General features: G+C 72.2%; 22 protein-coding genes and 2 pseudogenes. 10 read left to right on the top strand and 14 right to left on the bottom strand.

The annotated features are described in order from the left end of the window. Positions 1-4 precede the first annotated feature (4 nt). Positions 5-955 carry an AraC family transcriptional regulator gene (locus INQ48_05180; protein ID QRF58644.1) on the bottom strand — a complete coding sequence of 317 codons (951 nt, stop codon included), beginning with the start codon at positions 953-955 and terminating at the stop codon, positions 5-7. A 99-nt stretch (positions 956-1,054) separates the two neighbouring features. Here INQ48_05180 and tehA point away from each other — a divergent pair, with 99 nt between their 5' ends. The 6 genes from tehA to INQ48_05150 all read left to right on the top strand — a co-directional run bounded on the left by tehA (position 1,055) and on the right by INQ48_05150 (position 7,109). Then, positions 1,055-2,068 (top strand): dicarboxylate transporter/tellurite-resistance protein TehA, encoded by a 1,014-nt coding sequence (gene tehA, locus INQ48_05175; protein ID QRF58643.1) that lies wholly within the window; start codon positions 1,055-1,057, stop codon positions 2,066-2,068. Positions 2,069-2,147: 79 nt separating this feature from the next. Next, positions 2,148-3,068 (top strand): cysteine synthase A, encoded by a 921-nt coding sequence (cysK, locus tag INQ48_05170; protein ID QRF58642.1) that lies wholly within the window; start codon positions 2,148-2,150, stop codon positions 3,066-3,068. Between the two features lie 95 nt (positions 3,069-3,163). After that, positions 3,164-4,810, top strand: a complete 1,647-nt coding sequence (locus INQ48_05165; GenBank protein QRF58641.1) for an NAD(P)/FAD-dependent oxidoreductase — start codon at positions 3,164-3,166, stop codon at positions 4,808-4,810. A gap of 70 nt (positions 4,811-4,880) precedes the next feature. After that, positions 4,881-5,387 (top strand): VUT family protein, encoded by a 507-nt coding sequence (locus INQ48_05160; protein ID QRF60617.1) that lies wholly within the window; start codon positions 4,881-4,883, stop codon positions 5,385-5,387. Positions 5,388-5,410: 23 nt separating this feature from the next. Next, positions 5,411-6,037: a flavin reductase family protein gene (locus INQ48_05155; GenBank protein QRF58640.1), complete on the top strand. Its 627-nt coding sequence runs from the start codon at positions 5,411-5,413 to the stop codon at positions 6,035-6,037. Positions 6,038-6,110: 73 nt separating this feature from the next. Next, on the top strand, positions 6,111-7,109 hold the full coding sequence (locus INQ48_05150; GenBank protein ID QRF58639.1) for a Fertility inhibition FinO: 999 nt from the start codon (positions 6,111-6,113) through the stop codon (positions 7,107-7,109). A gap of 85 nt (positions 7,110-7,194) precedes the next feature. Here INQ48_05150 and htpX read toward each other — a convergent pair whose 3' ends face one another. The 4 genes and pseudogenes from htpX to pyrC all read right to left on the bottom strand — a co-directional run bounded on the left by htpX (position 7,195) and on the right by pyrC (position 11,032). Then, positions 7,195-8,067: a protease HtpX gene (gene htpX, locus INQ48_05145; protein ID QRF58638.1), complete on the bottom strand. Its 873-nt coding sequence runs from the start codon at positions 8,065-8,067 to the stop codon at positions 7,195-7,197. 182 nt (positions 8,068-8,249) lie between these two features. Beyond that, positions 8,250-9,002, bottom strand: a complete 753-nt coding sequence (locus INQ48_05140) for a DUF3025 domain-containing protein (protein QRF58637.1) — start codon at positions 9,000-9,002, stop codon at positions 8,250-8,252. An 11-nt stretch (positions 9,003-9,013) separates the two neighbouring features. Beyond that, positions 9,014-9,864 (bottom strand): annotated as a pseudogene (locus INQ48_05135) (NYN domain-containing protein). A 136-nt stretch (positions 9,865-10,000) separates the two neighbouring features. Further along, on the bottom strand, positions 10,001-11,032 hold the full coding sequence (gene pyrC / locus INQ48_05130; GenBank protein QRF58636.1) for a dihydroorotase: 1,032 nt from the start codon (positions 11,030-11,032) through the stop codon (positions 10,001-10,003). Between the two features lie 164 nt (positions 11,033-11,196). On the opposite strand from pyrC, the gene INQ48_05125 reads away from it, so the two are divergent. Beyond that, the gene (locus tag INQ48_05125; GenBank protein ID QRF58635.1) at positions 11,197-13,023 is read left to right on the top strand and encodes a response regulator; all 1,827 of its coding nucleotides are present in this window, start codon (positions 11,197-11,199) and stop codon (positions 13,021-13,023) included. A 6-nt stretch (positions 13,024-13,029) separates the two neighbouring features. Here the strand turns inward: INQ48_05125 and INQ48_05120 are convergent. The 5 genes and pseudogenes from INQ48_05120 to INQ48_05100 form a co-directional block, all read right to left on the bottom strand. After that, a pseudogene (locus INQ48_05120) lies at positions 13,030-14,474 on the bottom strand (UdgX family uracil-DNA binding protein). Positions 14,475-14,483: 9 nt separating this feature from the next. After that, a complete protein-coding gene (locus INQ48_05115) occupies positions 14,484-15,737 on the bottom strand; it encodes a putative DNA modification/repair radical SAM protein (GenBank protein ID QRF58634.1) in 1,254 nt (417 codons plus the stop codon). A 105-nt stretch (positions 15,738-15,842) separates the two neighbouring features. Then, positions 15,843-16,526: a 4-carboxy-4-hydroxy-2-oxoadipate aldolase/oxaloacetate decarboxylase gene (gene ligK / locus INQ48_05110; protein QRF58633.1), complete on the bottom strand. Its 684-nt coding sequence runs from the start codon at positions 16,524-16,526 to the stop codon at positions 15,843-15,845. Next, complete coding sequence (locus tag INQ48_05105) at positions 16,519-17,589, bottom strand: amidohydrolase (protein ID QRF58632.1); 1,071 nt, start codon at positions 17,587-17,589, stop codon at positions 16,519-16,521. Before INQ48_05105 ends, ligK begins: the two co-directional genes overlap by 8 nt. A 16-nt stretch (positions 17,590-17,605) precedes the next feature. After that, entirely contained in the window at positions 17,606-18,589 is a 984-nt protein-coding gene (locus tag INQ48_05100) for a tripartite tricarboxylate transporter substrate binding protein (GenBank protein QRF58631.1), read from the bottom strand. Positions 18,590-18,708: 119 nt separating this feature from the next. On the opposite strand from INQ48_05100, the gene INQ48_05095 reads away from it, so the two are divergent. Continuing rightward, positions 18,709-19,494: a helix-turn-helix domain-containing protein gene (locus INQ48_05095; protein ID QRF58630.1), complete on the top strand. Its 786-nt coding sequence runs from the start codon at positions 18,709-18,711 to the stop codon at positions 19,492-19,494. On the opposite strand, the gene INQ48_05090 is transcribed toward INQ48_05095, so the two are convergent. From INQ48_05090 to leuC, 3 genes are read right to left on the bottom strand one after another with little or no spacing between them, the layout of a single operon-like run. Then, positions 19,495-20,523 (bottom strand): tripartite tricarboxylate transporter substrate binding protein, encoded by a 1,029-nt coding sequence (locus tag INQ48_05090; protein QRF58629.1) that lies wholly within the window; start codon positions 20,521-20,523, stop codon positions 19,495-19,497. Next, a complete protein-coding gene (leuD, locus tag INQ48_05085) occupies positions 20,520-21,197 on the bottom strand; it encodes a 3-isopropylmalate dehydratase small subunit (protein QRF58628.1) in 678 nt (225 codons plus the stop codon). Before leuD ends, INQ48_05090 begins: the two co-directional genes overlap by 4 nt. Next, the gene (gene leuC / locus INQ48_05080) at positions 21,194-22,600 is read right to left on the bottom strand and encodes a 3-isopropylmalate dehydratase large subunit (protein ID QRF58627.1); all 1,407 of its coding nucleotides are present in this window, start codon (positions 22,598-22,600) and stop codon (positions 21,194-21,196) included. The genes leuD and leuC overlap by 4 nt, the downstream gene beginning before the upstream one ends. A 113-nt stretch (positions 22,601-22,713) precedes the next feature. Here leuC and INQ48_05075 point away from each other — a divergent pair, with 113 nt between their 5' ends. Continuing rightward, positions 22,714-23,442 (top strand): GntR family transcriptional regulator, encoded by a 729-nt coding sequence (locus tag INQ48_05075; protein ID QRF58626.1) that lies wholly within the window; start codon positions 22,714-22,716, stop codon positions 23,440-23,442. Here INQ48_05075 and INQ48_05070 read toward each other — a convergent pair. Then, complete coding sequence (locus INQ48_05070; protein QRF58625.1) at positions 23,426-24,328, bottom strand: LysR family transcriptional regulator; 903 nt, start codon at positions 24,326-24,328, stop codon at positions 23,426-23,428. The genes INQ48_05075 and INQ48_05070 overlap by 17 nt on opposite strands. A 142-nt stretch (positions 24,329-24,470) precedes the next feature. On the opposite strand from INQ48_05070, the gene INQ48_05065 reads away from it, so the two are divergent. Next, positions 24,471-26,606, top strand: coding sequence for an enoyl-CoA hydratase/isomerase family protein (locus tag INQ48_05065; protein ID QRF58624.1), 2,136 nt, complete (start codon positions 24,471-24,473; stop codon positions 26,604-26,606). Positions 26,607-26,615: the final 9 nt, after the last annotated feature.

Below are 26,615 nucleotides of genomic sequence, written 5' to 3'. Positions count from 1 at the left end.
CGGTTCAGCCGGCCGCGGCGGCGCGCCGGAAGCGGCCCGGCGTAAGGCCCGCGTGGCGCGCGAAGGCGCGGTTGAACGCGGCCTCGGAACGGTAGCCGACGGCCTCGCCGACCGAGGCCGTGTCCTGCCCGCCATGCGCGAGCAGGCGCGACGCGAGTTCCATGCGCAGGCTGGTCAGCAGCTCGAGCGGGCCGGTGCCCGTGCGGCGCGCGAACTCGCGCGCGAAGGTGGCGCGCGAGAGGTGGCAGCGCTCGGCCAGCGAGGCCACGGTCCAGTCGTGCTGCGGCGCGTCGAGCATGGCCTTGAGCGCGCCCGCCAGCCGCGGGCTGGCCATCAGTCCCAGCACGCCCGAGAGCTCGGGCCGGGTGTCGAGGCAGGCGCGCACCGCCAGCGTGAACAGCGTGCCCGAGAGCTGCGCCACGATGGCCTGCGCGCCGGCGTTCTGCTGCTCGATCTCGTGCGCCATCAGCCGCACCAGGCCCTGCAGCCAGCCGTACTCGGGCCGCTGGCCGAAGGGGATCACCAGCGGATCGGGCAGCGCCTCGAGCAGCGTGCTGCGGCGCCGGCCCGGGAACTCGAACTCGCCGCAGAGGATGTCGGTGTCGGCCTTCGCAGGGCGCGGCAGGTTGGTCTTGAGGTCGACCAGCTCGCCCTTGCGCAGGCGGATCGGGCGCATGTCCTCTTGCGGCTCTCCCGGCTCCGACGCGAGCCCCGCGGTGCGCAGCACGTGCGCCTGGCCGTGCGGCAGGATCACGAGGCTGCCCTCCTCCAGCGGCAGCAGCGTGCCGCTGGCCGGCAGCCACAGCTCGCAGCGCCCGCGCATCAGGATGTGGAAGGGCGCGCGCCACGGGCCGATGGCCTCGTGCGGCGCGGCCCAGTCCTGGCCGAACAGGCAGCGCAGGTCCATGCGGCCGCGCGGGGCCAGCCAGTCGACGAGTTCGCTCAGGGCATCCATGGTGTGAGACGTTGGAGCAATTTTTCCAGCCGGATCGGCATTCAAAATCCTAGCACGCAGGCCTACAGTTCATTCACCGACTTCCACGAGGTGAACAGAATGACTTCCGATCTCGTCCCCGCCGCTCCCACCGCCGCACCCGCACCCGCGGCATCGGCCCGCGGCCCCGTTCCCGTCTCCTTCTTCAGCATCGCCGTCGGCCTGCTCGCGCTGGCCGCGGCCTGGCGCGTGGCGACGCCGCTGTGGCACCTGCCACCCGAGGCCGCGCAGGCCCTGACCTGGGCCGGCATCGCCGTCTGGCTGGTGCTGCTGGCGCTCTATGCCGCCAAGTGGCTGCGCCATCCCGACGAGGCGCGCGCCGAGCTCGAGCACCCGGTGCAGTCGTCGTTCGCGGCACTGGGCCCGGTGGCCAGCATGCTGGCGGCGGTCGCGCTGCTGCCCTACGCCCGCCCGGTGGCGCTGGCCGTGTTCGCGCTCGCCGTCACGGCGCAGCTCGCGCTCGGCCTGCGGCTCTATGGCCGCACCTGGCAGGGCGGCCGCGCGCCGGCCTCGGTCACGCCCGCGATCTACCTGCCGGCCGTGGCGCAGAACTTCGTCGCCGGCACCGCGGCCGCGGCCTTCGGCTGGCCGCAGCTGGGCCTGCTGTTCTTCGGCGCGGGGCTGTTCTCGTGGCTCGCGCTCGAATCGCTGATCCTGCACCGCGCCGCCACGCAGGAGCCGCTGCCCGAGGCGCAGCGCCCGCTGCTGGGCATCCAGCTCGCGCCGGCCGTGGTCGGCGGCGGCACCTGGCTCGCGGTCAACGGCGGCGTGCCCGACCTGTTCGCGCAGATCCTGCTGGGCTACGGCCTCTACCAGGCCCTGCTGCTGCTGCGCCTGCTGCCGTGGATCTCGCGCCAGTCGTTCACGCCCGGCTACTGGGCCTTCAGCTTCGGCGTGGGCGCGCTGCCGACGCTCGCGATGCGGCTGGTGGCGGCCGGCGCCACCGGGCCGGTGCGCTGGCTCGCGCCGCTCTTGTTCGTGGCCGCCAACGCGATCGTCGGGCTGCTCGTGGCGCGCACCGTGGCGCTGCTGGTGCGCGGCCGGTTGCTGCCGGTTGCAACACCTTCGCGCTGAAAGGTCCGCGGGCTGGTCTCACAATGCGCGCTGTCGTTGCGACAACCATCGAACCGAACGCATCCAAGGAGATCCATCCATGAAGGCCCAGAACATCCTCCAGACCATCGGCAACACGCCGCACGTGCGCATCCAGCGCCTGTTCGGCAACGCGAAGCAGCAGGTCTGGGTCAAGGCCGAGCGCGCCAACCCCGGCGGCTCGATCAAGGACCGCATCGCGCTGGCGATGGTGGAGGACGCCGAGAAGAGCGGCGCGCTCAAGCCCGGCGGCACCATCGTCGAGCCCACCTCGGGCAACACCGGCATCGGCCTGGCGATGGTCGCGGCCGTCAAGGGCTACAAGCTGATCCTGGTGATGCCCGACAGCATGTCGGTGGAGCGCCGCCGGCTGATGCTGGCCTACGGCGCCACCTTCGACCTGACGCCGCGCGCGGGCGGCATGAAGGCCTCGATCGCGCGCGCCGAGGAGATCGTGGCGGGCACGCCCGGCGCCTGGATGCCGCAGCAGTTCAACAACCCGGCCAACGTCGAGGTGCACGTGCGCACCACGGCCGAGGAGATCGCCGCCGACTTCCCCGAGGGCATCGACGTGCTGATCACCGGCGTGGGCACCGGCGGCCACATCACCGGCGTGGCGCGCGTGCTCAAGAAGAAGTGGCCGAAGCTGCAGGTGTTCGCGGTCGAGCCCGTGGCCTCGCCCGTGATCTCGGGCGGCCAGCCCGCGCCGCACCCGATCCAGGGCATCGGCGCCGGCTTCATCCCGAAGAACCTCGACACCGCGCTGCTCGACGGCGTGCTGCAGGTCGATGCCGAACCCGCGCGCGAGATGGCGCGTCGCTGCGCCACCGAGGAAGGCATGCTGGTGGGCATCTCCTCGGGCGCCACGCTGGCGGCCATCGCGCAGAAGCTGCCCTCGCTGCCCGAGAACGCGGTGGTGCTGGGCTTCAACTACGACACGGGCGAGCGCTACCTGTCGGTCGAAGGCTTCCTGCCCGCCTGATCCCCTCGCTCCCCTGCGTTGCGGTCAGCTATCCCTTTGATAGCGGCCCAACGCGTAAAATCGTCGGCCTGCTTGATAAACACAAGCCCCACGACATGCTGAGAATCTCCGAACTCAAACTTCCGCTCGACCACGCGCCCGAGGCGCTGGCCGCGCTGATCGCCCGCACCCTCGAGGTCCCGCCCGAGGCGATCGCCTCCCACACCGTCTACAAGCGCAGCTTCGATGCGCGCAAGGCCGAGCTGCTGACGGTCTACATCTGCGACGTGGCGCTCGCCGACGCGAAGCGCGAGGCCGCGCTGCTCGCGCAGCACGCCGGCCATCCGCACATCCAGAGCGCGCCCGACATGCGCCACACGCTGCCGGCGGACGTGCCCGCGGGCGCGAGCCGCCCGGTGGTGATCGGCTTCGGCCCCTGCGGCATCTTCGCGGCGCTGCTGCTCGCGCAGATGGGCCTGCGCCCGATCGTGCTGGAGCGCGGCAAGACCGTGCGCCAGCGCACCAAGGACACCTGGGGCCTGTGGCGCAAGAGCGTGCTCGACCCCGAGTCGAACGTGCAGTTCGGCGAGGGCGGCGCCGGCACCTTCTCCGACGGCAAGCTCTACAGCCAGATCAAGGACCCGCGCTTCCTCGGCCGCAAGGTGATGGAGGAGTTCGTGAAGGCCGGCGCGCCGCCCGAGATCCTCTACGTCGCGCATCCGCACATCGGCACCTTCAAGCTGGTGAAGGTGGTGGAGAACATCCGCGAGCAGATCGTGGCGCTCGGCGGCGAGATCCGCTTCGAGCAGCGCGTGACCGACGTGCGCATCGAGGATGGGCACCTGCGCGGCCTCACCGTGCTCGACCAGGCCACGGGCCAGAGCCACGAGCTGCGCGCCGACCACGTCGTGATGGCGCTCGGCCACAGCTCGCGCGACACCTTCGCGATGCTGCACGAGCGCGGCGTGCATATCGAGGCCAAGCCCTTCTCGATCGGCTTTCGCGTCGAGCATCCGCAGGGCCTGATCGACCGCGCGCGCTGGGGCCGCCATGCGGGCCACCCGATGCTGGGCGCGGCCGACTACAAGCTGGTGCACCACGCGAGCAACGGCCGCTCGGTCTACAGCTTCTGCATGTGCCCGGGCGGCACCGTGGTCGCGGCCACCAGCGAGCCGGGCCGCGTGGTCACCAACGGCATGAGCCAGTACTCGCGCGCCGAGCGCAACGCCAACGCGGGCATCGTGGTGGGCATCGACCCGCGCGACTATCCCGAGGGCCCGCTGGCCGGCATCGCGCTGCAGCGCGCGCTCGAGTCCAACGCCTTCGTGCTCGGCGGCGGCGACTACCGTGCGCCGGGCCAGCTGGTGGGCGACTTCATCGCCGGCAAGCCCTCCACCCAGCTCGGCGAGGTGATGCCCTCGTACAAGCCGGGCGTGACGCCGACCGACCTGCACCGCGCGCTGCCCGACTTCGCGATCGAGGCGATGCGCGAGGCCTTCCCGGCCTTCGGCCGCAAGATCAAGGGCTTCGACCTGCACGACGCGGTGCTCACCGGCGTCGAGACGCGCACCTCCTCGCCGATCCGGATCACGCGCGGCGAGGACTTCCAGAGCCTCAACGTGCGCGGCCTGTACCCGGCCGGCGAAGGCGCGAGCTACGCGGGCGGCATCCTGTCGGCCGGCGTGGACGGCATCAAGGTCGCGGAAGCCGTGGCGCGCGGCCTGCGGGCCGAGGCCGAACGGCAGCGCACCGCCGCCGTCTGAGAACGCCATGACGACGACGCACGACCGCGCTCCCCTCGCCTTCGCTCGACCGGGCACCGGCGCCTTCGCGCTGGCCATCGGCGCGATGGCGCTGGTGGTGCTCGCCTCCAACATCCTGGTGCAGTTCGCGATCAACGACTGGCTGACCTGGGGTGCCTTCACCTACCCGGTCGCCTACCTCGTGAGCGACCTCGTCAACCGGCGCTTCGGCCCCGGCATGGCGCGCCGCGTGGCCTGGATCGGCTTCGCGGTGGCTGTGGTGGTGTCGCTGCTGCTCGCGCCGGCGCGCATCGCGCTGGCCTCGGGCAGCGCCTTCATCGCCTCGCAGCTGCTCGACATCCGCGTCTTCGACCGCCTGCGCCGCGGCCTCTGGTGGCGCGCGCCGCTGGTGGCCACCGTGGTCGCGGCGGTGCTCGACAGCATCGTGTTCTGGGGCATCGCCTTCGCGGGCACCGACGGCCCCTGGCTCACCTGGGCGCTCGGCGACCTCGGCGTGAAGCTGGCGGTCGGCGTGTTCATGCTGCTGCCGTTCCGCCTGCTGATCGGCCGCCAGGCGATGCACCCGGCCCTGCGCTGACCGAACAACCCGGGACCCATTCCATGCAGGACGACGACCGCTTCCATTTCTACGAACCCGCACTGGGCCACGGCCTGCCGCACGATCCGTTCAACGCGATCGTCGGCCCGCGGCCCATCGGCTGGATCTCCTCGCACGATGCGCAGGGCGTGCTCAACCTTGCGCCCTACAGCTTCTTCAACGGCTTCAACTACACGCCGCCGATCGTCGGCTTTGCGAGCATCACGGCCAAGGACAGCCTGCGCAACATCCGCGAGACCGGCGAGTTCGGCTGGAACCTCGCCACCCGCCCGCTGGCCGAGCCGATGAACCAGAGCTGCGCCGCGGTGCCGCCCGAGGTCGACGAATTCGCGCTCGCCGGGCTCACGCCCGCGCCCTCGCGCCGCATCGCGGTGCCGCGCGTGGCCGAGAGCCCGGTGTCCTTCGAATGCCGGCTGACGCAGATCGTGCAGCTGCAGGCCGCCGACGGCCGCGCCATCGAGACCTGGCTGGTGCTCGGCGAAGTGGTGGGCGTGCACATCGCGCGCCACCTGCTGCGCGAAGGCATCTACGACACCGCCGCGGCGCAGCCGATCCTGCGCGGCGGCGGCCCGGCGGACTATTTCGAGATCCGGCACGACAATCTGTTCAAGATGTTCCGGCCCCGCTGACGCGCACCGCGCGCCGCCCCACCGACTTCCAACCCCTAATTCCGACTTCGCGCCCCGCGCCGAATCCCGAGCAATGACCGACGCCCCCACCACCGCCCCGAAGACGAATTCGCGCAACAAGCCGCGCGGCCCCCGCCCGGACCTGGCTTCCCAGCTGCAGCAACTGCGCGGCGGTGCCGACGCCGCGCAGGAGCCCGGCGCCGAAGCCGCGCCCGCGGCCGGTGCCCGCCCCGAGGGCCAGGCGCAGCGCGACAACAACCCGCGCCGCAAGCCCCAGCGGCCGCAGCGCGGCCAGGGCCCGCGCGGCCCGCAGGGCGCCGCGCCGCAAGGCCAGCCGCAGGCCCAGCAGCAGCAACCGGCGCGCCCGCCGCGCAAGGCCAGCCCGGTGCTCGAGCGCCTGTTCGAGCTCTACCCGCAGCTGTTCGGCGCGCGCTTCGTGCCGCTGAAGCTCGGCGTCTACGAGGACCTGCTCGCGCGCCATCCCGAGGACTTCAAGACCGAGGACCTCAAGGTCGCGATGGGCCAGCATGCGCGCTCCACGCGCTACCTCGAGAGCGTGGCCGCCGGCCATCCGCGCCACGACCTCGACGGCAACGCGCTCGACCCGGTCGCGCCCGAGCATGTGCACCACGCCATCCTCGAGCTGCACCGCCGCCGCTCGCAGCGCACCGAGGACGACCTGCGCCCGCAGCTGGTCACGCGCATCGCGCGCGCGATCGAGAGCTCGGGCCTGGAACGCGAGGCCTATGCTGTGCTCGTGCGTTCGCGCGACGAGAAGGCCAATGCCGTGGTCGACGAGGCGCTCGCCGAACTGGCGGCGCAGGCCGCCAAGCGCGAGGCCCTGCTGCGCGCCTTCGAGGCCAGCGGCCGCGGCGAGCAGGAGTTCGCCGACATGTACGGCATGAAGCCCGGCGAGGTGACGCGCACGCTGCAGCGCGCGCGCAAGGAGCGCGAGGCGCCCGTGGCGGCGCCGGCACCGGTGGTCGCGGCGGAAGCCGAAACCGTGGCAGCACCTGAAGCCACGCCCGAGGCGGCGGCGCCCGCGTCCGAAGTCGCGCCGTCGGCGGACTGAGCGCCCGGCCTGGGCGCGGAAGTCCCGGGCCCAAAAAAAAGCCGCCACCCGAAGGTGGCGGCTCGATGTCCGGATGAGACCGTGCTCAGCGCGCGTTCTGCAGCGCGGCGATGCGCTCCTCGATCGGCGGATGGGTGGCGAACAGCTTGCCCATGGCGCCGGTGATGCCCATGGCCTCGACCGCCTTCGGCAGTTCGCCGGCCGGCAGGCCGCCCAGGCGCGCGAGCGCGTTGACCATCGGCTGGCGGTTGCCCATCAGCGCGGCGGCGCCGGCGTCGGCGCGGAACTCGCGCTGGCGCGAGAACCAGGCCACCACGATCGCGGCGGCGAAGCCCAGCACGATGTCGAGCACGATGGTGCTCACGTAGTAGCCGATGCCGGGGCCCGAGGAACGGTCGTCGCCGCGGCGCAGGAAGCTGTCGACCGCGTAGCCGATCACGCGCGAGAGGAACACGACGAAGGTGTTCATCACGCCCTGGATCAGCGTCATCGTGACCATGTCGCCGTTGGCGATGTGGGCCACCTCGTGGCCGATCACGGCCTCGACCTCCTCGCGCGTCATGTTCTGCAGCAGGCCGGTGGACACCGCCACCAGCGAGGAGTTCTTGAACGCGCCGGTCGCGAAGGCATTGGGCTCGCCCTCGAAGATGCCGACCTCGGGCATGCCGATGCCGGCCTTGTCGGCGAACTTGCGCACCGTGCCGACGATCCAGGCCTCGTCGGGCGTCTGGGGGTTGTCGATCATCTGCAGGCCGGCGGTCCACTTGGCCATGGGCTTGCTGATGAGCAGCGAGATGATCGCGCCGCCGAAGCCCATGATCAGCGCGAAGCCGAGCAGCGCCGTGAGGTTCAGCCCGTTGGCCGTGAGGAAGCGATTGACGCCGAGCAGGCTGGCGACCACGCCGAGCACCGCGACGACCATCACATTGGTCAAAACGAACAGAAGGATACGTTTCAAGTTGAATTCTCCGTGGGGGAACGCTGCCGACCAGATGAGGGCCTTGCGGCCCGCTTCAAGCCGTTGCCGCCGCGTCCGCCTCCCTGCCTGGGTTGTTGTTGGTTCTGGAAGAAGGCGTCGCGCGCGGCCGTGCGGCGGCAGGCGGGTAGACAGATGATAGGAGCAAAAGTTCTAGCCACCCGCTATCCGGGCCCCGCTGCGGGGGATTCGGCGGCGGCCCTCGCGGGGCGGAAGACCTGGGCGTCGGCATAGAAATCGGGCGCCTCGTTGCCGGCCCACCAGCCCGGTACGCCGAGCACCGGCAGCGGCACGAAGGGCTTGGTGGCGAGCCAGGCGGGGTCGAGGCGACGCGCGAGCGCCTCGTCGTCCAGTCCATCGACACCTTGGGTCAGCAGCACGTGCGCCGTGGCGGCCTTGCGCGGCGCCACCAGCTTCTCGAGCAGCGCATGGCCGAACACGCGCAGCCGCGCCTGCGCCCACAGCCCGCGCCGCGCGCCGAACAGCGCCGGCCAGTCGCGTGCGACCAGCGCGCGCCACAACGCGGGCGGCGCCTCGAGCAGCGCGCCGTTCTCGTCGAACAGCGTGAGCGCGTCGCGCAGCGGCCCGCGCGTGGCGCCGACGCCGGCGCGCTCGATCTCGGTCGCCTGCAGTTCGTTGAGGCGGCGCTTGGCCTGCGGAAAGGCGCGCCACACGAGGCCGTTGAAGAAGTCGTGCAGGTTGTCGCGCGTGGGCACGGTGCCGGTCTCGAAGACGTGGGCCTCGTAGGCCCGGCCCGCGGGCAGCGCGTGCTGCGGCACGAAGGTCGGCGGCCCCGCGCCCTGCAGCGCCTGCGCCACCGGCAGGCCTTGCGCCATGGCGCTGGCCGCCGCCTCGCCCTGCGCGCGGTAGGGCGCGAGCCAGGGACGGGTCCAGTCGATCGCGGCCGTGCCCGCCATCGCCGGCAGGATCAGGCGGCGTCCGCGCCCGTCCAGCGGATGCGGTCGGGATGCTGCGTGAACTTGAACTCGGCCGTGAGCTTGTCGAACAGCTTGAGCGAGCTGCCGTTCTTGCCGAGCAGGCCCGCCGCGCGCAGCGCCTTCGCCACCTCGTTGAGCGGCACGTCGGTGCCGGCGCGCAGCGCGGGCGCGGCCCGCAGCACGAATTCGGCGGCCTCGGAGATCTCGGGCGCGCGCGCCGGCGCGGGCGCGGGCGGCGGGGAGCCACCGGCACGGCGGCCGCGACCGCGGGCGCCGCGGCCTTCGCCACCTTCTTGGCCGCGGTCTTCCTCGCGGTCTTGGCCGCGGCCTTCTTCGCCGGCGCCTTCTTGGCCGGCGCCGTCTTCGCGGCGGCCTTCTTCGCCGCCGTCTTCTTCGCGGGCACGGTGCGCGCGGCCGGCGCCACGCCGTGGTGCGCGAGGTCCATGAAGCTGTCGTAGATGCCGACCGTCTCCTCGCCCGTCTTGCCCTGCTGGCCGATCCCGCAGACGCGGCAGCCCTTCTCGCGCAGCCGGATCACCAGCGGCGCGAAGTCGGAATCGGAGGACACCAGCACCACCACGTCGGGCCGCTCGGCGATCGCGAGGTCGATCGCGTCGACCGACAGCGCGATGTCGGTGCTGTTCTTGCCGGCCGAGAGGTTGACCATCGGCCGCACCGACAGCCGCTTGAACAGCGCCTGCCGGTTCACGGCCATCTCGGCATTGCAGTAGGCGCGGCGCACGTGGATGGCGCCGTACTCGTCCATCGTGCGCTGCACGGCCTGCTCGATCACATCGGCCGAGACGTTGTCGGCGTCGATCAGCAGCATCACGCGACGCATTGGCTCTCCCCCAGGCTACGCGCACTTCGTGTCGCTTCGCCACCCCCCTCACCGGGGGCAACACCAACGGCCCGGCAAAGCCGGTTCCGTGGTGTTTCTGGACTGGATCGCGCCAACCGATCGAGTGATGGAGCTCTCATGAAAGTTTCCAGTTCAGGGTTTCGCCGCCGCGCAGCGGCTTGAGCGTGGCATCGCCGTAAGGCACGGTCTCGGGCACGGTCCAGCTCTCGCGCTTGAGCGTGACGGTGTCGGCATGGCGCGGCAGGCCGTAGAAGTCGGGGCCGTGGAAGCTCGCGAAGCCTTCGAGCTTGTCGAGCGCACCGGCGTTGTCGAAGGCCTCGGCATAGAGCTCGATGGCGGTCAGCGCGGTGTAGCAGCCGGCGCAGCCCAGGGCGTGTTCCTTCAGGTGCGCGGGGTGCGGCGCGCTGTCGGTGCCGAGGAAGAAGCGGTCGCTGCCGCTGGTGGCGGCCTCGACCAGCGCCACGCGATGGGTCTCGCGCTTGAGCACCGGCAGGCAGTAGTAGTGCGGGCGGATGCCGCCGGTGAAGATGGCGTTGCGGTTGTACAGCAGGTGGTGCGCGGTGATGGTGGCGGCCGTGAAGCGGTCGGCGTCGCGCACGTAGTCGGCGCCCTCCTTCGTGGTCAGGTGCTCGAACACCACCTTGAGCTCGGGGAAGTCGCGGCGCAGCGGGATCATCACGCGGTCGACGAACACGGCCTCGCGGTCGAACTGGTCGATCGCGGGATCGGTGACTTCGCCGTGCACCAGCAGCAGGAGGCCGTGCTTCTGCATGGCCTCGAGCGTCTTGTAGGTCTTGCGGATGTCGGTCACGCCGGCATCGCTGTTGGTGGTGGCGCCGGCCGGGTAGAGCTTGAGCGCGCGCACGCCGGCCTCGGCCGCCAGCGCGATCTCCTCGGGCGGCAGCTTGTCGGTCAGGTAGAGCGACATCACGGGCTCGAAGGCGCTGCCCGCGGGTACGGCGGCGCGGATGCGGTCGCGGTAGGCCACGGCCTGGGCGGCGGTGGTCACGGGGGGACGCAGGTTCGGCATGATCAGCGCGCGGCCGAACTGGCGCGCGCTGTGGGGCACGACGGCTTCGAGGGCGGCGCCATCGCGCACGTGCAGGTGCCAGTCGTCGGGGCGGGTGATCGTGAGGGTGTCAGTCATGGCGCGGCGATTGTCGCACCCGCCCTCTCACCGGCCGCGCGGCCCCCGCCGGGCATGACTTTGGGCACTTACGGCGACGCGGGGCTGCCGCCTAGGATGCGGCGATGAACCGCCCGGTGCGCGAAACCGGGACGGGGAACCACCTCGCGGGGAGACACAGGCCGATGAACGACACCACGCCGGGGCCGCTGGCGCAGGACGGCACGCTCGCGCTGCGCGTGCTGCGCGAGCACCTGGCCTCGGTCTACGCCGGCCACACGACGGCGATTGCGGCGCATGGCGTCTTCGCGCTCGCGATCGGCGTGTTCGGCTACTTCAACGTGGCGCCCGGGCACCGCGCGCTGGTGCTGGGCATCGTCGCGACCATCGTGCTGATGGACCTGTACGTGTTGCTGTCGAAGCGCTGGACGCCCGCGGTGCCGCTGGCCGACAGCCCGCGCTGGGCCCGCCGCTACACCGTCCACGTCACGCTGGTCAGCGCGATGACCGCGCCGTTCAGCCTGTTCCTTGTGGCGCTGCAGAGCCCCGCGATGACCACCTTCGTGACGGTCGTGATCATGGGCAGCTGGACCCGCGCGGTGCAGGCGCGCTGGCCGCTCAAGGGCGCGATGTTCGGCTACGGCATCCCGATGATGAGCGGGCTGATCGCCGCGCTGGTCTGGTACGGCCACATGCTGAACTGGTTCCTGGCCGGCTTCGCGCTGCTCAACCTGGTGCTCACGCTGCGCGAAGGCGTGAAGCAGAACGAGCGCCTGACGGCCTCGCTGATGCTGCGCTTCGAGAACGAGGCGCTGGCCGCCCAGCTGCGCGAGCAGGTCGCGGCCACCGAGCGCGCGAGCGCCGAGAAGACCCGCTTCCTGGCCGCCGCCAGCCACGACCTGCGCCAGCCCATGCATGCGATCGCGCTGTTCGGCGCGGCGCTGGGCAGCACGCTGCGCCGTCGGCCCGAGATCCAGAACGTGGAGCGGCTGATGCGCGCGGTCGACGCGCTGGGCGCCTCGCTCGACACCATGCTCGACATCTCGCGCCTCGACGCGGGCGTGGTCCAGGCGGCGCCGCGCGCGCTGTCGCTCGATGCCCTGCTGATCCCGCTGCACCACACCTTCTCGGCCCAGGCCGAGCGCAAGCGGCTGCAGCTGCGCGTGCGCGCCAGCGGCCTGTGGATCCACAGCGATCCGCAGCTGCTCTACCGCATGCTGTCGAACCTGGTCGACAACGCGCTCAAGTACACGACGCAGGGCGGCGTCACGGTGATCGCGCGCCCGCGCGGCGGCCAGGCCTGGATCGAGGTGCGCGACACCGGCATCGGCATCGCGCCCGAGCAGCGCGACCGCATCTTCGAGGAGTTCTACCAGGTCGACAACCTCGGGCGCGACCGCTCGCGCGGCCTGGGCATCGGCCTGTCGATCGTGCAGCGGCTCTCGCGCCTGCTCGGCCACCGCATCGAGCTGCGCTCCCACATCGGGCGCGGCACGCGCTTTCGGGTGGTGCTGCCGCTGGCCGAAGCGTCCGAGGCCTCGGCGGGCGCCTTCAGTCCGCTCGACCTCGAGCTGCCGGTGCGCCAGCGCTTCGAGGTGCCGGCGCTGCGCGGCCGCGTGCTGCTGATCGACGACGAGGAGGAGATCCGCAAGGCCATGACCGAGCTCATGAGCGCCTACGGCATCGAGGTCGCGGCGGTGGCCGACGAGGCCGAGGCGGTGGCGCTGCTGACCGGGCCCGGCGCGCAGGCCCCGCCGGTCGCGCTGCTGCTGTGCGACTACCGGCTGTCGAGCGGCGTCGACGGGCTCGAGCTCGGCCTGCGCCTGCGCGAGCGCTTCCGGCTCGACGCGCCGATGCTGCTGATCACCGGCGAGACCGCGCCCGAGCGGCTGCAGCGCGTGCGCGCCTCGGGCGTGCCGGTGCTGTTCAAGCCGGTGACCGCGGCCATGCTGATGCAGGCCATGGCCGAGCTGGTGCCGGCCGAACGCCGCGCGGAAGGTCCCGGCACCTGAACCTGTTCAGGCCACGGGCGCCGTGTCGCGCGCGCGGGCCAGGTCCTCGCGCCAGCGCGCATGGGCCGCCTCGCGCTCCTCGTCGGGCAGCCGCAGCAGCGCCGACGGATGCAGCGTGACGAACACCGGCCGTCCATCCGCGCGTTCGTGCAGCCAGGCGCCGCGCTCGGCCTGCACCGCCACCGGCCGGCCCAGCAGCGCGCGCGCCGCCGTGGCGCCGAGCGCGACCAGCGACTGCGGCCGCACCAGCGCGATCTCGGCATCGAGCCAATGGGCGCAGGCCTCGGCCTCGCGCTGCCCCGGCGTCTTGTGGATGCGCCGCTTGCCGCGCAGCTCGTACTTGAAGTGCTTCACCGCATTGGCGAGGTAGACGCCCTCGCGCGCCCAGCCGAGCTGCGCCATCGCGCGCTCGAGCAACTGGCCGGCCGGGCCGACGAAGGGCCGGCCCGCGAGGTCCTCCTGGTCGCCGGGCTGCTCGCCGACCAGCATGTGGCGCGGCGCGAGCGGCCCCTCGCCGCACGGCCTGGGTGGCGTGCGCGCCGATCGGGCAGGCGCGGCAGGCATGGGCGGCCGCGCGCAGTTCGCCGAGGTCGGCCGGCATGCATCGCGCCCTCGGCCGGAAGCGGGTGCAGCGCCATCGGCGCGCGGATGCGCCGCGCGGGCGTGGCCGGCGCCTCGATCATCGACTGGCTGCGCGCGTCGGCCGCGTCGGCCAGCGGCTGGATCAGCGCGGCCTCGGGCAGGTTGTGCCAGTAGCGGCGCGGCATCTCGCGCTGCATGGTCGCGAACTTGAGCCGCGCCGGATTGAAGATGTGGGCGTAGTAGGTGAGCCAGAGCTGCTCGCCCGCATCGGGCGGCGGCTTCTCGCGGCGGTCGGCGCCCGCGCGGAACGACAGCGCATGGCCATCCCATTCGACGCAGCGCTCGGGCGTGAGGATGGCCCAGCGCATCTGCGCGAAGCGGCGCGCGAAGAAGTCGGCATTGGCCTCGACGATGCGGTGCTCGGGCTCGAACCACGCGACATGGCGCTCGAGCCCGTCCTCGTCCGTGACCTGCGTGAAGCGCACGAAGGCGCGCATCTTGTGAATGTCGCGGTGCACCGCCTTTGCCATGCGCTGCGCCCGCATCATGTCGGCGTCGAGCGGATCGTGGCGCAGCGCGGGTTCGTGCGCGAGGCGCCAGAGCAGGCGGTAGAGCAGCGCGAAGCGCTGGGGATCGCGGTGCAGGATCACGTCGGTGCACAGCGCGACGAAGGCCGCGGGCACGGGCTGCAGCGCCACGGTCGACGGTGCGATGGCCTGCTCGGGTGCATCGCCGAACAGGCCTTCCCCGCCCTCGGGCTGTGCCACGCCCCACTCGACCCGCTCGGGCGGCACGCCATCGGCCAGCAGCTGCCGCGCGCGGCGCCGGAAACCGTCGAGGTCGACCGCGTCGTCGAGCCGCACCTGCATGGCGATGGCTCAGAACAGCGAGGCCTGCCGCGCCGGCTCGACGCGCGCCGAAGCCGCCATCGCCCCGGCCGCGGGCCGGTGCCCGTCGGCCACCACGAAGGGCAGCACCTTGCGCGCGGGCACATGCAGCCGCCGCAGGTCGTCGGCGCGCACGCGGCGCACGCGCCGCGCCTGCAGCAGCCGATCGACCGCCTTCACGCCCAGGCCCGGCACGCGCAGCAGCAGCTCGCGCGGCGCATGGTTGAGGTCGACCGGGAAGCGCTCCGAATGCGCGAGCGCCCAGGCCATCTTGGGATCGACGTCGAGCCGCAGCAGGCCGTCGCGCTCGGCCACGATCTCGCCGTGCTCGAAGCCGTAGAAGCGCATCAGCCAGTCGGCCTGGTAGAGCCGGTGCTCGCGCATCAGCGGCGGCGCGACCAGCGGCAGCGCGCGCGCCGCGTCGGGGATCGGGCTGAAGGCCGAGTAGTAGACGCGGCGCAGCCGGTAGGCGCCATAGAGCGTGGCGCTGGTCGCGAGGATGGCGCGGTCGTCGGTGGCGTCGGCGCCCACGATCATCTGCGTGCTCTGGCCCGCGGGCGCGAACGGCGGCGGCTTCGCGGCCACGGGCGCCGCGCCCGGCAGCGCGCGGATCGGCACCACGCGGCGCGCCTCCTCGCGCGTGTCGTCGATCTGCAAACGCAGTCGCGCCATCGAGCGGCGGATCGCGCTCTCGTCCTTCTCGGGTGCGAGGGCCTGCAGGCCCTCGGTGGTCGGCATCTCGACGTTGATGCTGAGCCGGTCGGCATAGCGGCCGGCGCGCGCGATCAACTCGTCGCTGGCATCGGGAATGGTCTTGAGATGGATGTAGCCGCGGAAGTCGTGGTCCTCGCGCAGCGAGCGCGCGACCTCGACCACCTGCTCCATCGTGTGGTCAGGCGACTTGATGATGCCGCTCGACAGGAACAGCCCCTCGATGCAGTTGCGGCGGTAGAAGTCGAGCGTGAGCTGCACCACCTCGTCGGCACGGAAACGCGCGCGCGGCACGTTGCTCGAGGCACGGTTCACGCAGTAGAGGCAGTCGTACTGGCAGTGGTTGGTCAGCAGCACCTTGAGCAGCGAGATGCAGCGGCCGTCGGGCGCATAGCTGTGGCAGATGCCCATGCCCTCGGTCGAGCCGATGCCGCGCCCGCCCACCGAGTCGCGCGGCTGCGAGCCGCTCGACGCGCACGAGGCGTCGTACTTGGCGGCATCGGCCAGGATGGCGAGCTTGTGCTGGAGGTCCATGGGGCGGGCGAAGAACACTGTATGTTTATACAGATGTTAACCGTCCCGTCGCCCCGATGGCCCTGCGGCCATGCGCGCGGGTCGGGCATTGCCCGCCGCGCCCTTTCAGTCGATGTAGCGCAGCCCCGCCGCCGCCAGCGCCGGCCGCATGTCGTACATGTCGAGCCCGAGCACGCCGCTCGCGAGCTTCTCGCGCTTCGACGTCTCCAGCGCCTCGCGCTGGCGCGCCTTCTCGAGCGTGGCCGCGGCCATCGCGCGCGGCACGCAGACCACGCCGTCGTCGTCGGCCACGATCGCGTCGCCGGGCTGCACCGACATGCCGGCGCACACCACGGGGATGTTGACCGAGCCCAGCGTGGCCTTCACGCAGCCCTTGCTGCTGATGGCCTTGCTCCAGACCGCAAAGCCCATCTGCTGCAGCGTGCGCACGTCGCGCACGCCGCCGTCGATCACCAGCGCGCGCGCGCCGCGGGCCTGGAAGCTGGTGGCCAGCAGGTCGCCGAAGAAGCCGTCGCTGCTCGGCGCGGTGACGGCCGCCACCACGATGTCGCCGGGGCGGATCTGCTCGGCCGCGACGTGCAGCATCCAGTTGTCGCCCGGATGCAGCAGCACGGTGACGGCGCTGCCGCTGACCTGCGCGCCCGGGTAGATCGGCCGCATGTACGACGCGAGCAGGCCGACCCGGCCCATGGCCTCGTGCACCGTGGCCGAGCCCAGTGCCGCGAGGGCGTCGACGACCTGCGCGTCGGCGCGTTCGATGTGGCGATGGACGACGCCGAGTTCATGCATGGCGGGCTCCTTGGGTGGCATGTGATGGAGGATCGAACCGCTGGCCGCGCGCGTTCAGTTGCGCATCGAGCCGCGGAAAGACGCGGCGCGCATTGCCTTCGTAGACCTGCGCGCGCTGGTCGGCGCTGAGCGCGGCCGCTTCGATGTAGCGCCGCGTGTCGTCGTAGAAGTGGCCGGTCTCGGGATCGATGCCGCGCACGGCGCCGATCATCTCGGAGGCGAACAGGATGTTCTCGACCGGGATCACCCGCGCGAGCAGGTCGATGCCCGGCTGGTGGTAGACGCAGGTGTCGAAGAACAGGTTCTTCAGCAAGTGCTGCGCGAGCGGCGGCTTCTTCATCTCCTGCGCCAGGCCGCGAAAGCGCCCCCAGTGGTAGGGCGCCGCGCCGCCGCCGTGCGGGATCACGAAGCGCAGGGTGGGGAAGTCGGCGAACAGGTCGCCCTGGATGCACTGCATCACGGCCGTGGTGTCGGCATTGAGGTAGTGCGCGCCCGTGGTGTGGAAGCAGGCGTTGCAGCTGGTGCTCACATGGATCATGGCCGGCACGTCGAGCTCGACCATCTTCTCGTAGAGCGGATACCAGTGGCGGTCGGTCAGCGGCGGGCTGTTCCAGAAACCGCCCGAGGGGTCGGGGTTGAGGTTGACGCCGACGAAACCGTAGTCGCGCACGCACCGCTCGAGCTCGGCGATGCACGAGGCGACCGGCACGCCCGGCGACTGCGGCAGCATGGCCGCGCCCGCGAAGCGCTCGGGGAACATCGCGCTCACGCGGTGGCACAGCTCGTTGCAGATCGCGGCCCAGGTCGAGGACACGGCGAAGTCGCCGACGTGATGCGCCATGAAGCTCGCGCGCGGGCTGAAGACGGTGAGGTCGATGCCGCGCTCGTCCATCAGCCGCAGCTGGTTGCCCTCGATGGATTCGCGCAGCTCGTCGTCGCCGATGCGCAGCTCGGACGCGGCCGGCGCGGGCCGCCCCGCGCCGAAGGCCTCGACCTGGCGCCGGCGCCAGGCCTCGAGCGCGGCCGGCGCGGTGGTGTAGTGACCGTGGCAGTCGATGATCATGAAGTCGACGCCGTGCTCAGTCGGCCTTGATGTCGGCCGCGCGGATCACCTGCTCCCACTTGGCCGATTCGCTCTTGAGGAAGGCCGCGGCCTCCTGCGGGCTCGAGGGCGTGATGACCGCGCCGAGCGCGCCCAGCTTCTCGCGCGTGCCGGCATCGGCCAGCGCCTTGCGCGTCTCGGCATTGAGCTTGGCGACCACCTCGGGCGCGGTGCCGGCCGGCGCGAGCAGCGTCCACCAGACGCTGGCGTCGAAATTCGGCAGGCCGGCCTCGGCCATGGTGGGCACGTTCGGCAGCATCGGCGCGCGCTGGGCGCCGCTGACCGCCAGCGCGCGCAGCCGGCCCGACTGGATGTGCGGCAGCACCTCGAGCGGGTTCAGCAGCATGAACGAGGTGCGCCCGGCGATCAGGTCGACCAGCGCGGGCGAGCCGCCCTTGTAGGCCACGTGCAGCGCATCGAACTTGCCGACCGAGGCCAGCAGCGCGCCGGCCAGGTGGCCCGAGCTGCCGTTGCCGGCCGAGCCGTAGCTCATGTCGCCGGGCTTGGCGCGCGCGGCCGCGAGCAGCTCGGGCACGCTCTTGTAGGGCGCGCTGGCCGGCACCACCAGCACCAGCGGCGCATAGCCGAGGCGCGCCACGGCAACGAAGTCGCGCAGGCCGTTGAACGACAGCTTGGGATAGAGCGTGTTGTTGGTCACCACGCCGTTGGCCGCCACCAGCAGCGAGTAGCCGTCGGGCGCCGAGCGCGCGACGTTCTCGGTGCCGATGTTGGCATTGGCGCCGGGCCGGTTGTCGACGATCACCGGCTGGCCCATCTGCGTCGACAGCCGCTCGCCGACCACGCGGCCCACGGTGTCGACCGCGCCGCCGGCCGCGAAGGGCACGACCAGCCGGATCGGCTTGCTCGGATACGGCGCCTGCGCGAGCGCCAGCGAGGGCGCGGCGAGGCAGGCGAGGAAGAGCGCGCCAAGGCGGCGGCGCAGCGGGGCGGTGGATGTCATGAGCGAGTCTCCTGCGGATGTTCGAAGCGACGTGGAAGCAAGGGGCCCAGCGCCCCGGGAAAGCCGCGAGCCTAGGATTCGCATCGCGGTCGCACAATGCCGTTCCACTCCGCGAAACGATGGCCTCCTCCGCACGCGCTCCCACCCGCACCGCTCCGCGCGCCGGCAAGCCCCAGCCGCGTGCCGACGGCGTGACCGCGGTGGCGCGTTCGCTCGCCATCCTCGATGCCTTCGGCACCGCCGACGCGCAGCTCGCGCTGGCCGAGATCGCGCGCCGCACCGCGCTCGCCAAGCCCACCGCGCTGCGGCTCGCGCGCACGCTGGCCGCGGCCGGCTACCTGGTGGCGCTCGAGGGCGGTGCCTGGCGCCTGGGCCCGGCGGCCGCGCGACTGGGCGCGCGCTACCAGCGCGCCTTCGACCTGCGCAACGTGATCGAGCCGGCCCTGCAGCAACTGGCCGAACGGACCGGCCACAGCGCCTCCTTCTTCGCGCTCGAGGAAGGCCAGCGCGTGCGCCTCCTGCGCGTGCGCGGCGCCGACGGCTTCGTGAGCCCGAGCCGTGTCGGCGAGCCGCTGCCGCTCGAGCGCGGCGCGGCCGGCCAGGTGATCCTCGCGTTCTCGGGCGCGCCGGGCGCCGCGCTCGACGCCATCCGCCGGCGCGGCCATCACCTGACCGTGGGCGAGGCCGACGCGGCCGCCGCGAGCGTGGCCGCGCCGGTGTTCGCCGCGCGCGGCACGGTGCTGGGCGCGCTCAGCGTGGCGGTGCCGGCCGATGCGGCCGCGGCCGGCGAACTCGCGCGCCATGCGGCCACGCTGATGGAAGCCGCGCGCAGGCTGTCGGATGCGCTCGCGGCCACACGCTACGAGCCGCTCGAAGGCCGCGCGCGCAGCCAGTGGCATCCTTAGCTAGTCTGCCTTCACGCCCGCGGCCTTCACCACCGGCGCCCACTTCACGATCTCGCTGCGGATCGTCGCCTCGAACTCGGACGCGCTCGACCCCACGGGCTCGACGCTGAGCTCGGCCAGGCGCTGGCGCACCTCGGGCAGCTGGATCACCTTGACGATGTCGCCCGAGAGCCTGGCCGCGATCGGCGCGGGGAGGCCGCGCGGCGCGACGAAGCCGAACAGGCTCTCGAGCGAATAGCCGGGAATGGTCTCGCCAACGGTCGGGTAGTCGGGATAGATGCGGCTGCGCTTCGCATTGGTCACGGCCAGCACCTTGAGCTTGCCGGCCTTCACGTGCGGCAGCGCCGAGTCGAGCAGCACGAAGCCCACCTGCACGCGGCCGCTGAGCAGGTCGTTGTACGCGGGCGCGCTGCCGTTGTAGGGGATGTGGACCATGCCGGTCTCGGCGCGCACGTTCATCATCTCGCCCGCCAGGTGGGTGGCGGTGCCGATGCCCAGCGAGGCATAGCTGACCGATCCGGGCTTGGCGCGCGCCTTCGCGATCAGCCCGGCCACGTCGTTGGCGGGGAACGAGGGAATGGCGACCAGCGCGATCACCGGGAAGCCCAGCAGGCTCAGCGGCGTGAAGTCCTTGGTGGCGTCGTACGGCAGGTCGTTGCGCAGCGAGGGATTGATGGTGAAGGCGCTGATGACGATGCCGAAGGTGTAGCCGTCGGCCGGCGCCCGCGCGATGGCCTGGGTGCCGACGATGGTGCCGGCGCCGGGCTTGTTGTCGACGATCACGCTCTGGCGCCAGAGCTCGCCGAGCTTCTGCCCGAGCAGGCGGCCGATGACGTCGGTGGCGCCGCCCGGCGGCAGCGGGATCACCATCCGCACGGGATGCGAGGGGAAGGCGGAAGCGGGCTCCTGCGCCAGCGCGCGCAGCGGCAATGCGCCGCTCGCGGCGAGGGCGGCGCCGGCGCGCAGCAGGCCGCGGCGGGTGGCACGAGCGGCCACGGGCGGCAGGCGCGGGGGTTGTTCGGACGTCACGGTGTCTCCTTATGGGTATGGGGGGCGAGGTCGGTGGCGAGGCTCGGGCGCCGCGCGCCGTCGAGGTGCAGCCAGGGATGCAGCGCCCGGTCGCGGCGCTGGAAGGCGTCGATCTCGGCGCTGCGCGCGAGCGTGAGCTCGAGGTCGTCGAGGCCGCGCAGCAGCCCCTCGCGGCGCCGCGGCGGCAGGGCGAAGGGCAGCGTCGGCAGGCCCGCGCGCCGCACGGTGCAGGCCTGCAGGTCGACCGTGAGCACGGCATCGGCGCCCTCGGCCACGGCGCGCGCGAGCCCCTCCACCTGCGCGCGCGGCAGGCGCACCGGCAGCAGGCCGTTCTGGAAGCAGTTGCCCTGGAAGATGTCGCCGAAGCTCGGCGCGACGATGCAGCGGATGCCCAGCGCCATCAGCGCCCACACCGCGCCTTCGCGCGAGCTGCCGCAGCCGAAGTTGTCGCCCGCCAGCAGGATGCCCGCGCCGCGGTAGCGCGGCTGGTTCAGCACGCAGGCCGGGTCCTCGCTGCCGTCGGCGCGAAAGCGCAGCGCGGCCAGCGCATGGGGGCCGAGCTCCTCGCGCGGCACGCCGCCGAACAGCGGCTCGACGCGCACGATCAGGTCGGTGTCGATGTTGTCGCGCACGAGCGGCGCGGCGGTGGCGGTGAGCACGCCGAACGGGGTCATGGCCGGGCCTTCATTTCACGCGGATCGACCAGGCAGCCCGCGATGGCCGAAGCGGCCGCGAGCTGCGGGCTCGCGAGATGGGTGCGCGCGCCCGGCCCCTGGCGGCCGACGAAGTTGCGGTTCGAGGTCGACACCACGCGCAGGCCCGGCGGCACGGCCTCGCCGTTGGCCGCCACGCACAGCGAGCAGCCCGACTCGCGCCATTCGAAGCCGGCGTCGAGGAACACCTGCGCCAGCCCTTCGGCCTCGGCCTCGCGCTTGACCAGCTCCGAGCCCGGCACGATCCAGGCGCGCACGCCGCGCGCCACGCGCCGGCCGCGCACGGTCTCGGCCGCGAGCCGCAGGTCGGAGATGCGCGCATTGGTGCACGAGCCGATGAACACCCAGTCCACCGGCGTGCCCGCGATCGCATCGCCGGCGCGCAGGCCCATGTAGTCGAGCGCGGCCTGCCGCGCGGCGCGCTGCGCCGGATCGCTGGCCGCGGCCGGATCGGGGATGCGCGCGTCGATGCCGATGGTGTCCTGCGGGCTCGTGCCCCAGGTGACCTGCGGCACGACCTGCGAGACGTCGATGCGCACCTCGCGGTCGAACACCGCGTCGTCGTCGCTGCGCAAGGTGGCCCATTGCGCCGCGGCCAGGTCCCACTGCGCGCCGCCGGGCGCGAACGGCCGGCCGCGCACGTAGGCCAGCGTGCGCGCGTCGGGCGCGACGATGCCGAAGCGCCCGCCCATCTCCACCGACAGGTTGCACACCGTCATGCGCGCCTCGATGTCGAGCGCGTCGATGGCCGCACCCGCGTACTCGACCGCGCAGCCCGAGGCCCCGGTGGCGCCGAGCCGGCCGATGGCATGCAGGATCAGGTCCTTCGCGCTGGTGCCCGCGGGCAGCGTGCCCTCGAAGCGGATGCGCATCTGGCGCGGGCGCTGCAGCACGATGGTCTGGGTCGCGGCCACGTGCTGGAACTCGGTGGCGCCGATGCCGAAGGCCAGCGCGCCGAGCGCGCCGTGGGTGCAGGTGTGGCTGTCGCTGCAGACCACCGAGGCGCCCGGCAGCGTGAGCCCGAGCTCGGGCCCGACCACGTGCACGATGCCCTGCCCCGGCTGGCCGACGTCGAACAGGCGGATGCCCTGCAGCCGCGTCTCGTGGCGCAGGTCGGCCAGGTAGCGGATGGCGTTGGACGTGTGGCCCTCGCGGCCCGGCGCGGTCGACACCGTGTGGTCGGGCATCGCGAAGGTCAGCTCGGGATGGCGCACCGGCAGCCCGCGCCGGCGCAGCGCCGCGAGCGCCTTGCTGCCGGGATCGCTGACCAGGTGGCGGTCGACGTGCAGCAGCGAGAAGCCGCCGCCCAGGTCGGACACCACGTGGGCGTCCCATATCTTCTCGAAGAGCGTGCGGCCGGGCATGCGGGGTCTGTCGGCGTGAGCCGTCGTGGAGCGTTGTTGGTCTTATTGTATTGACATCAATACTTTTAGCCAACACCCCGGTCCGCCCCGTCATCGACCGCTAAGATTTGCCCATGGACCTCAACAGGCAGCCCGGCGTGGCACTGCATCACCAGATCTCGACCCTGATCGAGGACATGGTCGCCAGCGGGCGGCTGCGCGACGGCGACCAGCTCCCCACCGAGGAGGAGCTGCGCGAGAAGTACGGCGTCTCGCGCGTCACGGTGCGGCGCGCGCTGCAGTCGCTGGAGGAGCGCGGCCTGCTCAAGCGCCAGCGCGGCCGCGGCACCTACGTGTCGGCGCCGTTGCGCTCGGCGCCGCTGCCGATGCCGATGGAGTCGTTCCTCGCGACCATGGCCGAGCGCCGCTCGCGCAGCAAGCCGTCGGTCAAGGAGTTCGGCTTCGTGCCCGCGCCCGCCGACGTGGCCACCGCGCTGCGGCTCGAGGAAGGCACGCCGGTGCTCCAGGTGGTGCGGCTGCGCAGCACCGGGCGGCTGCCGATCCTGCACAGCATCGTCCACCTCATCGAGGACGTGGGCCGGCGCTTCGTGCGGGCCGATTTCTCGCGGCTGTCGCTGACCGAGCTGCTGCAGGGCCAGGGCATCCGCTACGGCCGCATCGAGATGCTCACGCGCGCCACGCTGGCCGACGCGCCGCTGGCCGCGCTGCTCGGCGTGCCGATGGCCTCGGCGCTGGTCGACGTGCTGCGCATCGGCCACGACGAGGCCGACCGGCCCTTCGAGTTCCAGCGCCTGCGCGGTCCGTCGGACCGCTTCCACTCGCACGTCACGATCCGGGGCTGACCTCGCGCACGCGCTCCAGCGTGTAGTCGATGAAGGTGCGGATCGCGCGCGTGTGCTGGCGGTTCGGCATGTAGAGCATGAACATCTGGGTGCCGAAGATCGACAGCCGCCAGTCGTCGAGCGTGGTCAGCACCTCGCCGCGGCGCACGTCCTCGGCCACCACGTAGTCGGGCACCAGGCCGATGCCCAGGCCCGCGAGGATGGCCTGGCGCAGGAACAGGAAGTTCTCCGAGATCAGGGTCGGCTCGAGCACCACCTCGCGCCGGATCTCGCCCTGGTAGGCCGACACCCGCAGCTGCCGCCCGATGACCGCCGCCGTGACCACCGGCGCGCCATGCAGCCCGTCGAGCTGCTCGGGCAGCGGATGCCGCGCCGCGTAGTCGCGCGAGGCGCAGGCCACGTAGCGCACCGGGCCCATCGCGCGCGCCACCAGGTTCTGCGGCGGCTCGGGGATCACGCGGATCGCGATGTCGACCTCGTCGCGCAGCAGGTCCTCGATGCGGTTCTCGAACACCACGTCGAGCACGATGCCCGGGTAGCGGCGCTTGAAGTCGATCAGCCAGTCGGCCATGACCAGCTGCCCGTAGCCGCTGGGCACGCTCAGCCGCACCTGGCCCTGCAGCCCCTCGCCCAGCGTGGTGACCGATTCGCGCGCCGCACGCAGCTCGCCCTGGATCGCGACGCCGTGCTGGTACAGGCGCAGACCGATCTCGGTCGGCTCGGCGCGCCGGGTGGTGCGCCGCACCAGCTGCGCGCCGACCGAGCGCTCGAGCTGGTTCAGGTGGTAGCTGACGTTGGCCCGGGTCATCTTGAGCCGGCGCGCGGCCGCGCTCAGGTTGCCGGCATCGATGATTTCGACCAGCAGGGTCAGCGATTGGAGGTCCATGGCCGGGATTTTGTCAAAAATCCTTTGACAGTCTGTCAACCGGCTATGCAATTGTCAAAACCGGCAGCGGTGCAAAGAATGCGGGGTTCACCCCCAGAGCCTCGCGCCGCTCCGGCGCGTCACCGAGACAAGCGACACGCACATGGCCACCCCGACCTCCAGCCCCTCCACGTCCTCCGGTCCCGTCGCCTTCGAGCGCCAGGGCGACGTCTTCGTCGTGACCATCGACAACCCGCCCGTCAACGCCCTGGGCGTGGACGTGCGCCGCGGCCTCGTGGCCGCCATCGACGCGGCCGAGGCCGACGCCGCGGCCAAGGCCGTGCTCATCGTGGGCGCGGGCCGCAACTTCATCGCCGGCGCCGACATCCGCGAGTTCGGCAAGGCGCCGCAGCCGCCCTCGCTGCCCGAGGCCTGCCTGAAGATCGAGAACTGCAGCAAGCCCGTGATCGCCGCCATCCATGGCGCCGCGCTCGGCGGCGGCCTCGAGGTGGCGCTGTCGGCCCACTACCGCCTGGCCTCGCCCACCGCCAAGCTGGGCCTGCCCGAAGTCGCGCTGGGCCTGCTGCCCGGCTCGGGCGGCACGCAGCGCACGCCGCGCCTGATCGGCGTGAAGCCCGCGATCGAGCTGATGCTCAGCGGCCGCCACGCGCTCGCGAAGGAAGCGCTGTCGCTGGGCCTGGTCGACCGCCTCGGCAGCGACGCCGACGCGCGCGCCGAAGGCCTGGCCTATGCCAGGGAACTGATCGCCGCCAACGCCCCGGTGCGCCGCACGCGCGAGGCCGGCGCGCTGGCCGACCAGGAAGCCAGCCGCGCCGCCCTCGAGGCCGCGCGCGCCGACACCGCCAAGAAGAGCCGCGGCCTGTTCTCGCCGATGAAGATCGTCGAGGCGATCGAGGGCGCCCTCACACTGCCCTTCGACGAAGGCATGGCGCTCGAGCGCAAGCTGTTCCTGCAGTGCATCGACAGCCCGCAGCGCGCGGGCCTGATCCACGCCTTCTTCGCCGAGCGCGAAGTGCTGAAGGCGCCCGAGACCCGCTCCGCCAGCCCGCGGCCGCTGGCGTCGGCCGGCATCGTCGGCGGCGGCACCATGGGCGCGGGCATCGCGGTGGCGATGCTCGACGCCGGCCTGCCCGTGACCATGATCGAGCGCGACGACACCCAGCTCGCGCGCGGCCGCGCCAACGTCGAGAAGGTCTACGACGGCCTGATCGCCAAGGGCCGCATCACGCCCGAGGCCAAGGCCGCCGTGATGGCGCGCTTCTCGGGCTCCACCTCGTACGACGCGCTCGCCGACGTTGACATCGTGGTCGAGGCCGTGTTCGAGGACATGGGCGTGAAGAAGGCCGTGTTCGCCGAGCTCGACCGCGTCTGCAAGCAGGGCGCGGTGCTGGCCACCAACACCTCGTACCTCGACATCGACGAGATCGCCGCCAGCATCTCGCGGCCGCAGGACGTGGTGGGCCTGCACTTCTTCTCGCCGGCCAACATCATGAAGCTGCTCGAGATCGTGGTGCCCGCCAAGGTGCGCGCCGACGTGGTCGCCACCGGCTTCGAGCTCGCGAAGAAGCTCAAGAAGGTGCCGGTGCGCGCGGGCGTGTGCGACGGCTTCATCGGCAACCGCATCCTGGCCGTGTACCGCCAGGCCGCCGACCACATGATGGAGGACGGCGCCTCGCCCTACGAGATCGACGCCGCCGTGCGCAACTTCGGCTACCCGATGGGCCCGTTCCAGGTCTCGGACCTCGCGGGCGGCGACATCGGCTGGGCCACGCGCAAGCGCAAGGCCGCCACGCGCGACCCGCAGGCGCGCTACGTGCAGGTGGCCGACCGCATCTGCGAGCGCGGCTGGTTCGGCCAGAAGACGCAGCGCGGCTACTACCTCTATCCCGAAGGCGCGCGCACCGGCCAGCCCGACCCCGAGGTGCTGACGATCATCGACGCCGAGCGCGAACGTGCGGGCGTCAAGCCACGCGCCTTCACCGAGGAGGAAATCATGCGCCGCTATATGGCCGCGATGATCAACGAGGGCGCCAACGTCGTGCTGCAGCGCATCGCGCTGCGCCCGCTCGACGTCGACGTGACCTTCCTCTACGGCTACGGCTTCCCGCGCCACCGCGGCGGCCCGATGAAGTACGCCGACATGGTGGGCCTGCCCAAGGTGCTGGCCGACATCCAGGAGTTCGCGAAGGAAGACCCGATCTTCTGGAAGCCGTCGCCGCTGCTGGTGCAGCTGGTCGAGCGCGGCGCCGACTTCGCGAGCCTCAACCAATCCGAGTAATCACAGAGC

The sequence above is a fragment of the Variovorax paradoxus genome, from assembly GCA_016806145.1.
Lineage (GTDB): Bacteria > Pseudomonadota > Gammaproteobacteria > Burkholderiales > Burkholderiaceae_C > Variovorax.
The sequence above is the reverse complement of the archived record's forward strand: the minus strand, read 5'-3'. Positions and strand labels throughout refer to the sequence as shown.

Coding starts and splice junctions, on each gene's coding strand:
- INQ48_05100 (QRF58631.1), bottom strand. CDS start 18,589: ATGACATCCACCGCCCCGCTGCGCCGCCGCCTTGGCGCGCTCTTCCTC.
- INQ48_05165 (QRF58641.1), top strand. CDS start 3,164: ATGCTGAGAATCTCCGAACTCAAACTTCCGCTCGACCACGCGCCCGAG.
- tehA (QRF58643.1), top strand. CDS start 1,055: ATGACTTCCGATCTCGTCCCCGCCGCTCCCACCGCCGCACCCGCACCC.
- INQ48_05125 (QRF58635.1), top strand. CDS start 11,197: ATGAACGACACCACGCCGGGGCCGCTGGCGCAGGACGGCACGCTCGCG.
- INQ48_05065 (QRF58624.1), top strand. CDS start 24,471: ATGGCCACCCCGACCTCCAGCCCCTCCACGTCCTCCGGTCCCGTCGCC.
- pyrC (QRF58636.1), bottom strand. CDS start 11,032: ATGACTGACACCCTCACGATCACCCGCCCCGACGACTGGCACCTGCAC.
- INQ48_05075 (QRF58626.1), top strand. CDS start 22,714: ATGGACCTCAACAGGCAGCCCGGCGTGGCACTGCATCACCAGATCTCG.
- cysK (QRF58642.1), top strand. CDS start 2,148: ATGAAGGCCCAGAACATCCTCCAGACCATCGGCAACACGCCGCACGTG.
- ligK (QRF58633.1), bottom strand. CDS start 16,526: ATGCATGAACTCGGCGTCGTCCATCGCCACATCGAACGCGCCGACGCG.
- INQ48_05115 (QRF58634.1), bottom strand. CDS start 15,737: ATGGACCTCCAGCACAAGCTCGCCATCCTGGCCGATGCCGCCAAGTAC.
- INQ48_05140 (QRF58637.1), bottom strand. CDS start 9,002: ATGGCGGGCACGGCCGCGATCGACTGGACCCGTCCCTGGCTCGCGCCC.
- leuC (QRF58627.1), bottom strand. CDS start 22,600: ATGCCCGGCCGCACGCTCTTCGAGAAGATATGGGACGCCCACGTGGTG.
- INQ48_05070 (QRF58625.1), bottom strand. CDS start 24,328: ATGGACCTCCAATCGCTGACCCTGCTGGTCGAAATCATCGATGCCGGC.
- INQ48_05105 (QRF58632.1), bottom strand. CDS start 17,589: ATGATCATCGACTGCCACGGTCACTACACCACCGCGCCGGCCGCGCTC.
- INQ48_05180 (QRF58644.1), bottom strand. CDS start 955: ATGGATGCCCTGAGCGAACTCGTCGACTGGCTGGCCCCGCGCGGCCGC.
- leuD (QRF58628.1), bottom strand. CDS start 21,197: ATGACCCCGTTCGGCGTGCTCACCGCCACCGCCGCGCCGCTCGTGCGC.
- INQ48_05095 (QRF58630.1), top strand. CDS start 18,709: ATGGCCTCCTCCGCACGCGCTCCCACCCGCACCGCTCCGCGCGCCGGC.
- INQ48_05150 (QRF58639.1), top strand. CDS start 6,111: ATGACCGACGCCCCCACCACCGCCCCGAAGACGAATTCGCGCAACAAG.
- INQ48_05155 (QRF58640.1), top strand. CDS start 5,411: ATGCAGGACGACGACCGCTTCCATTTCTACGAACCCGCACTGGGCCAC.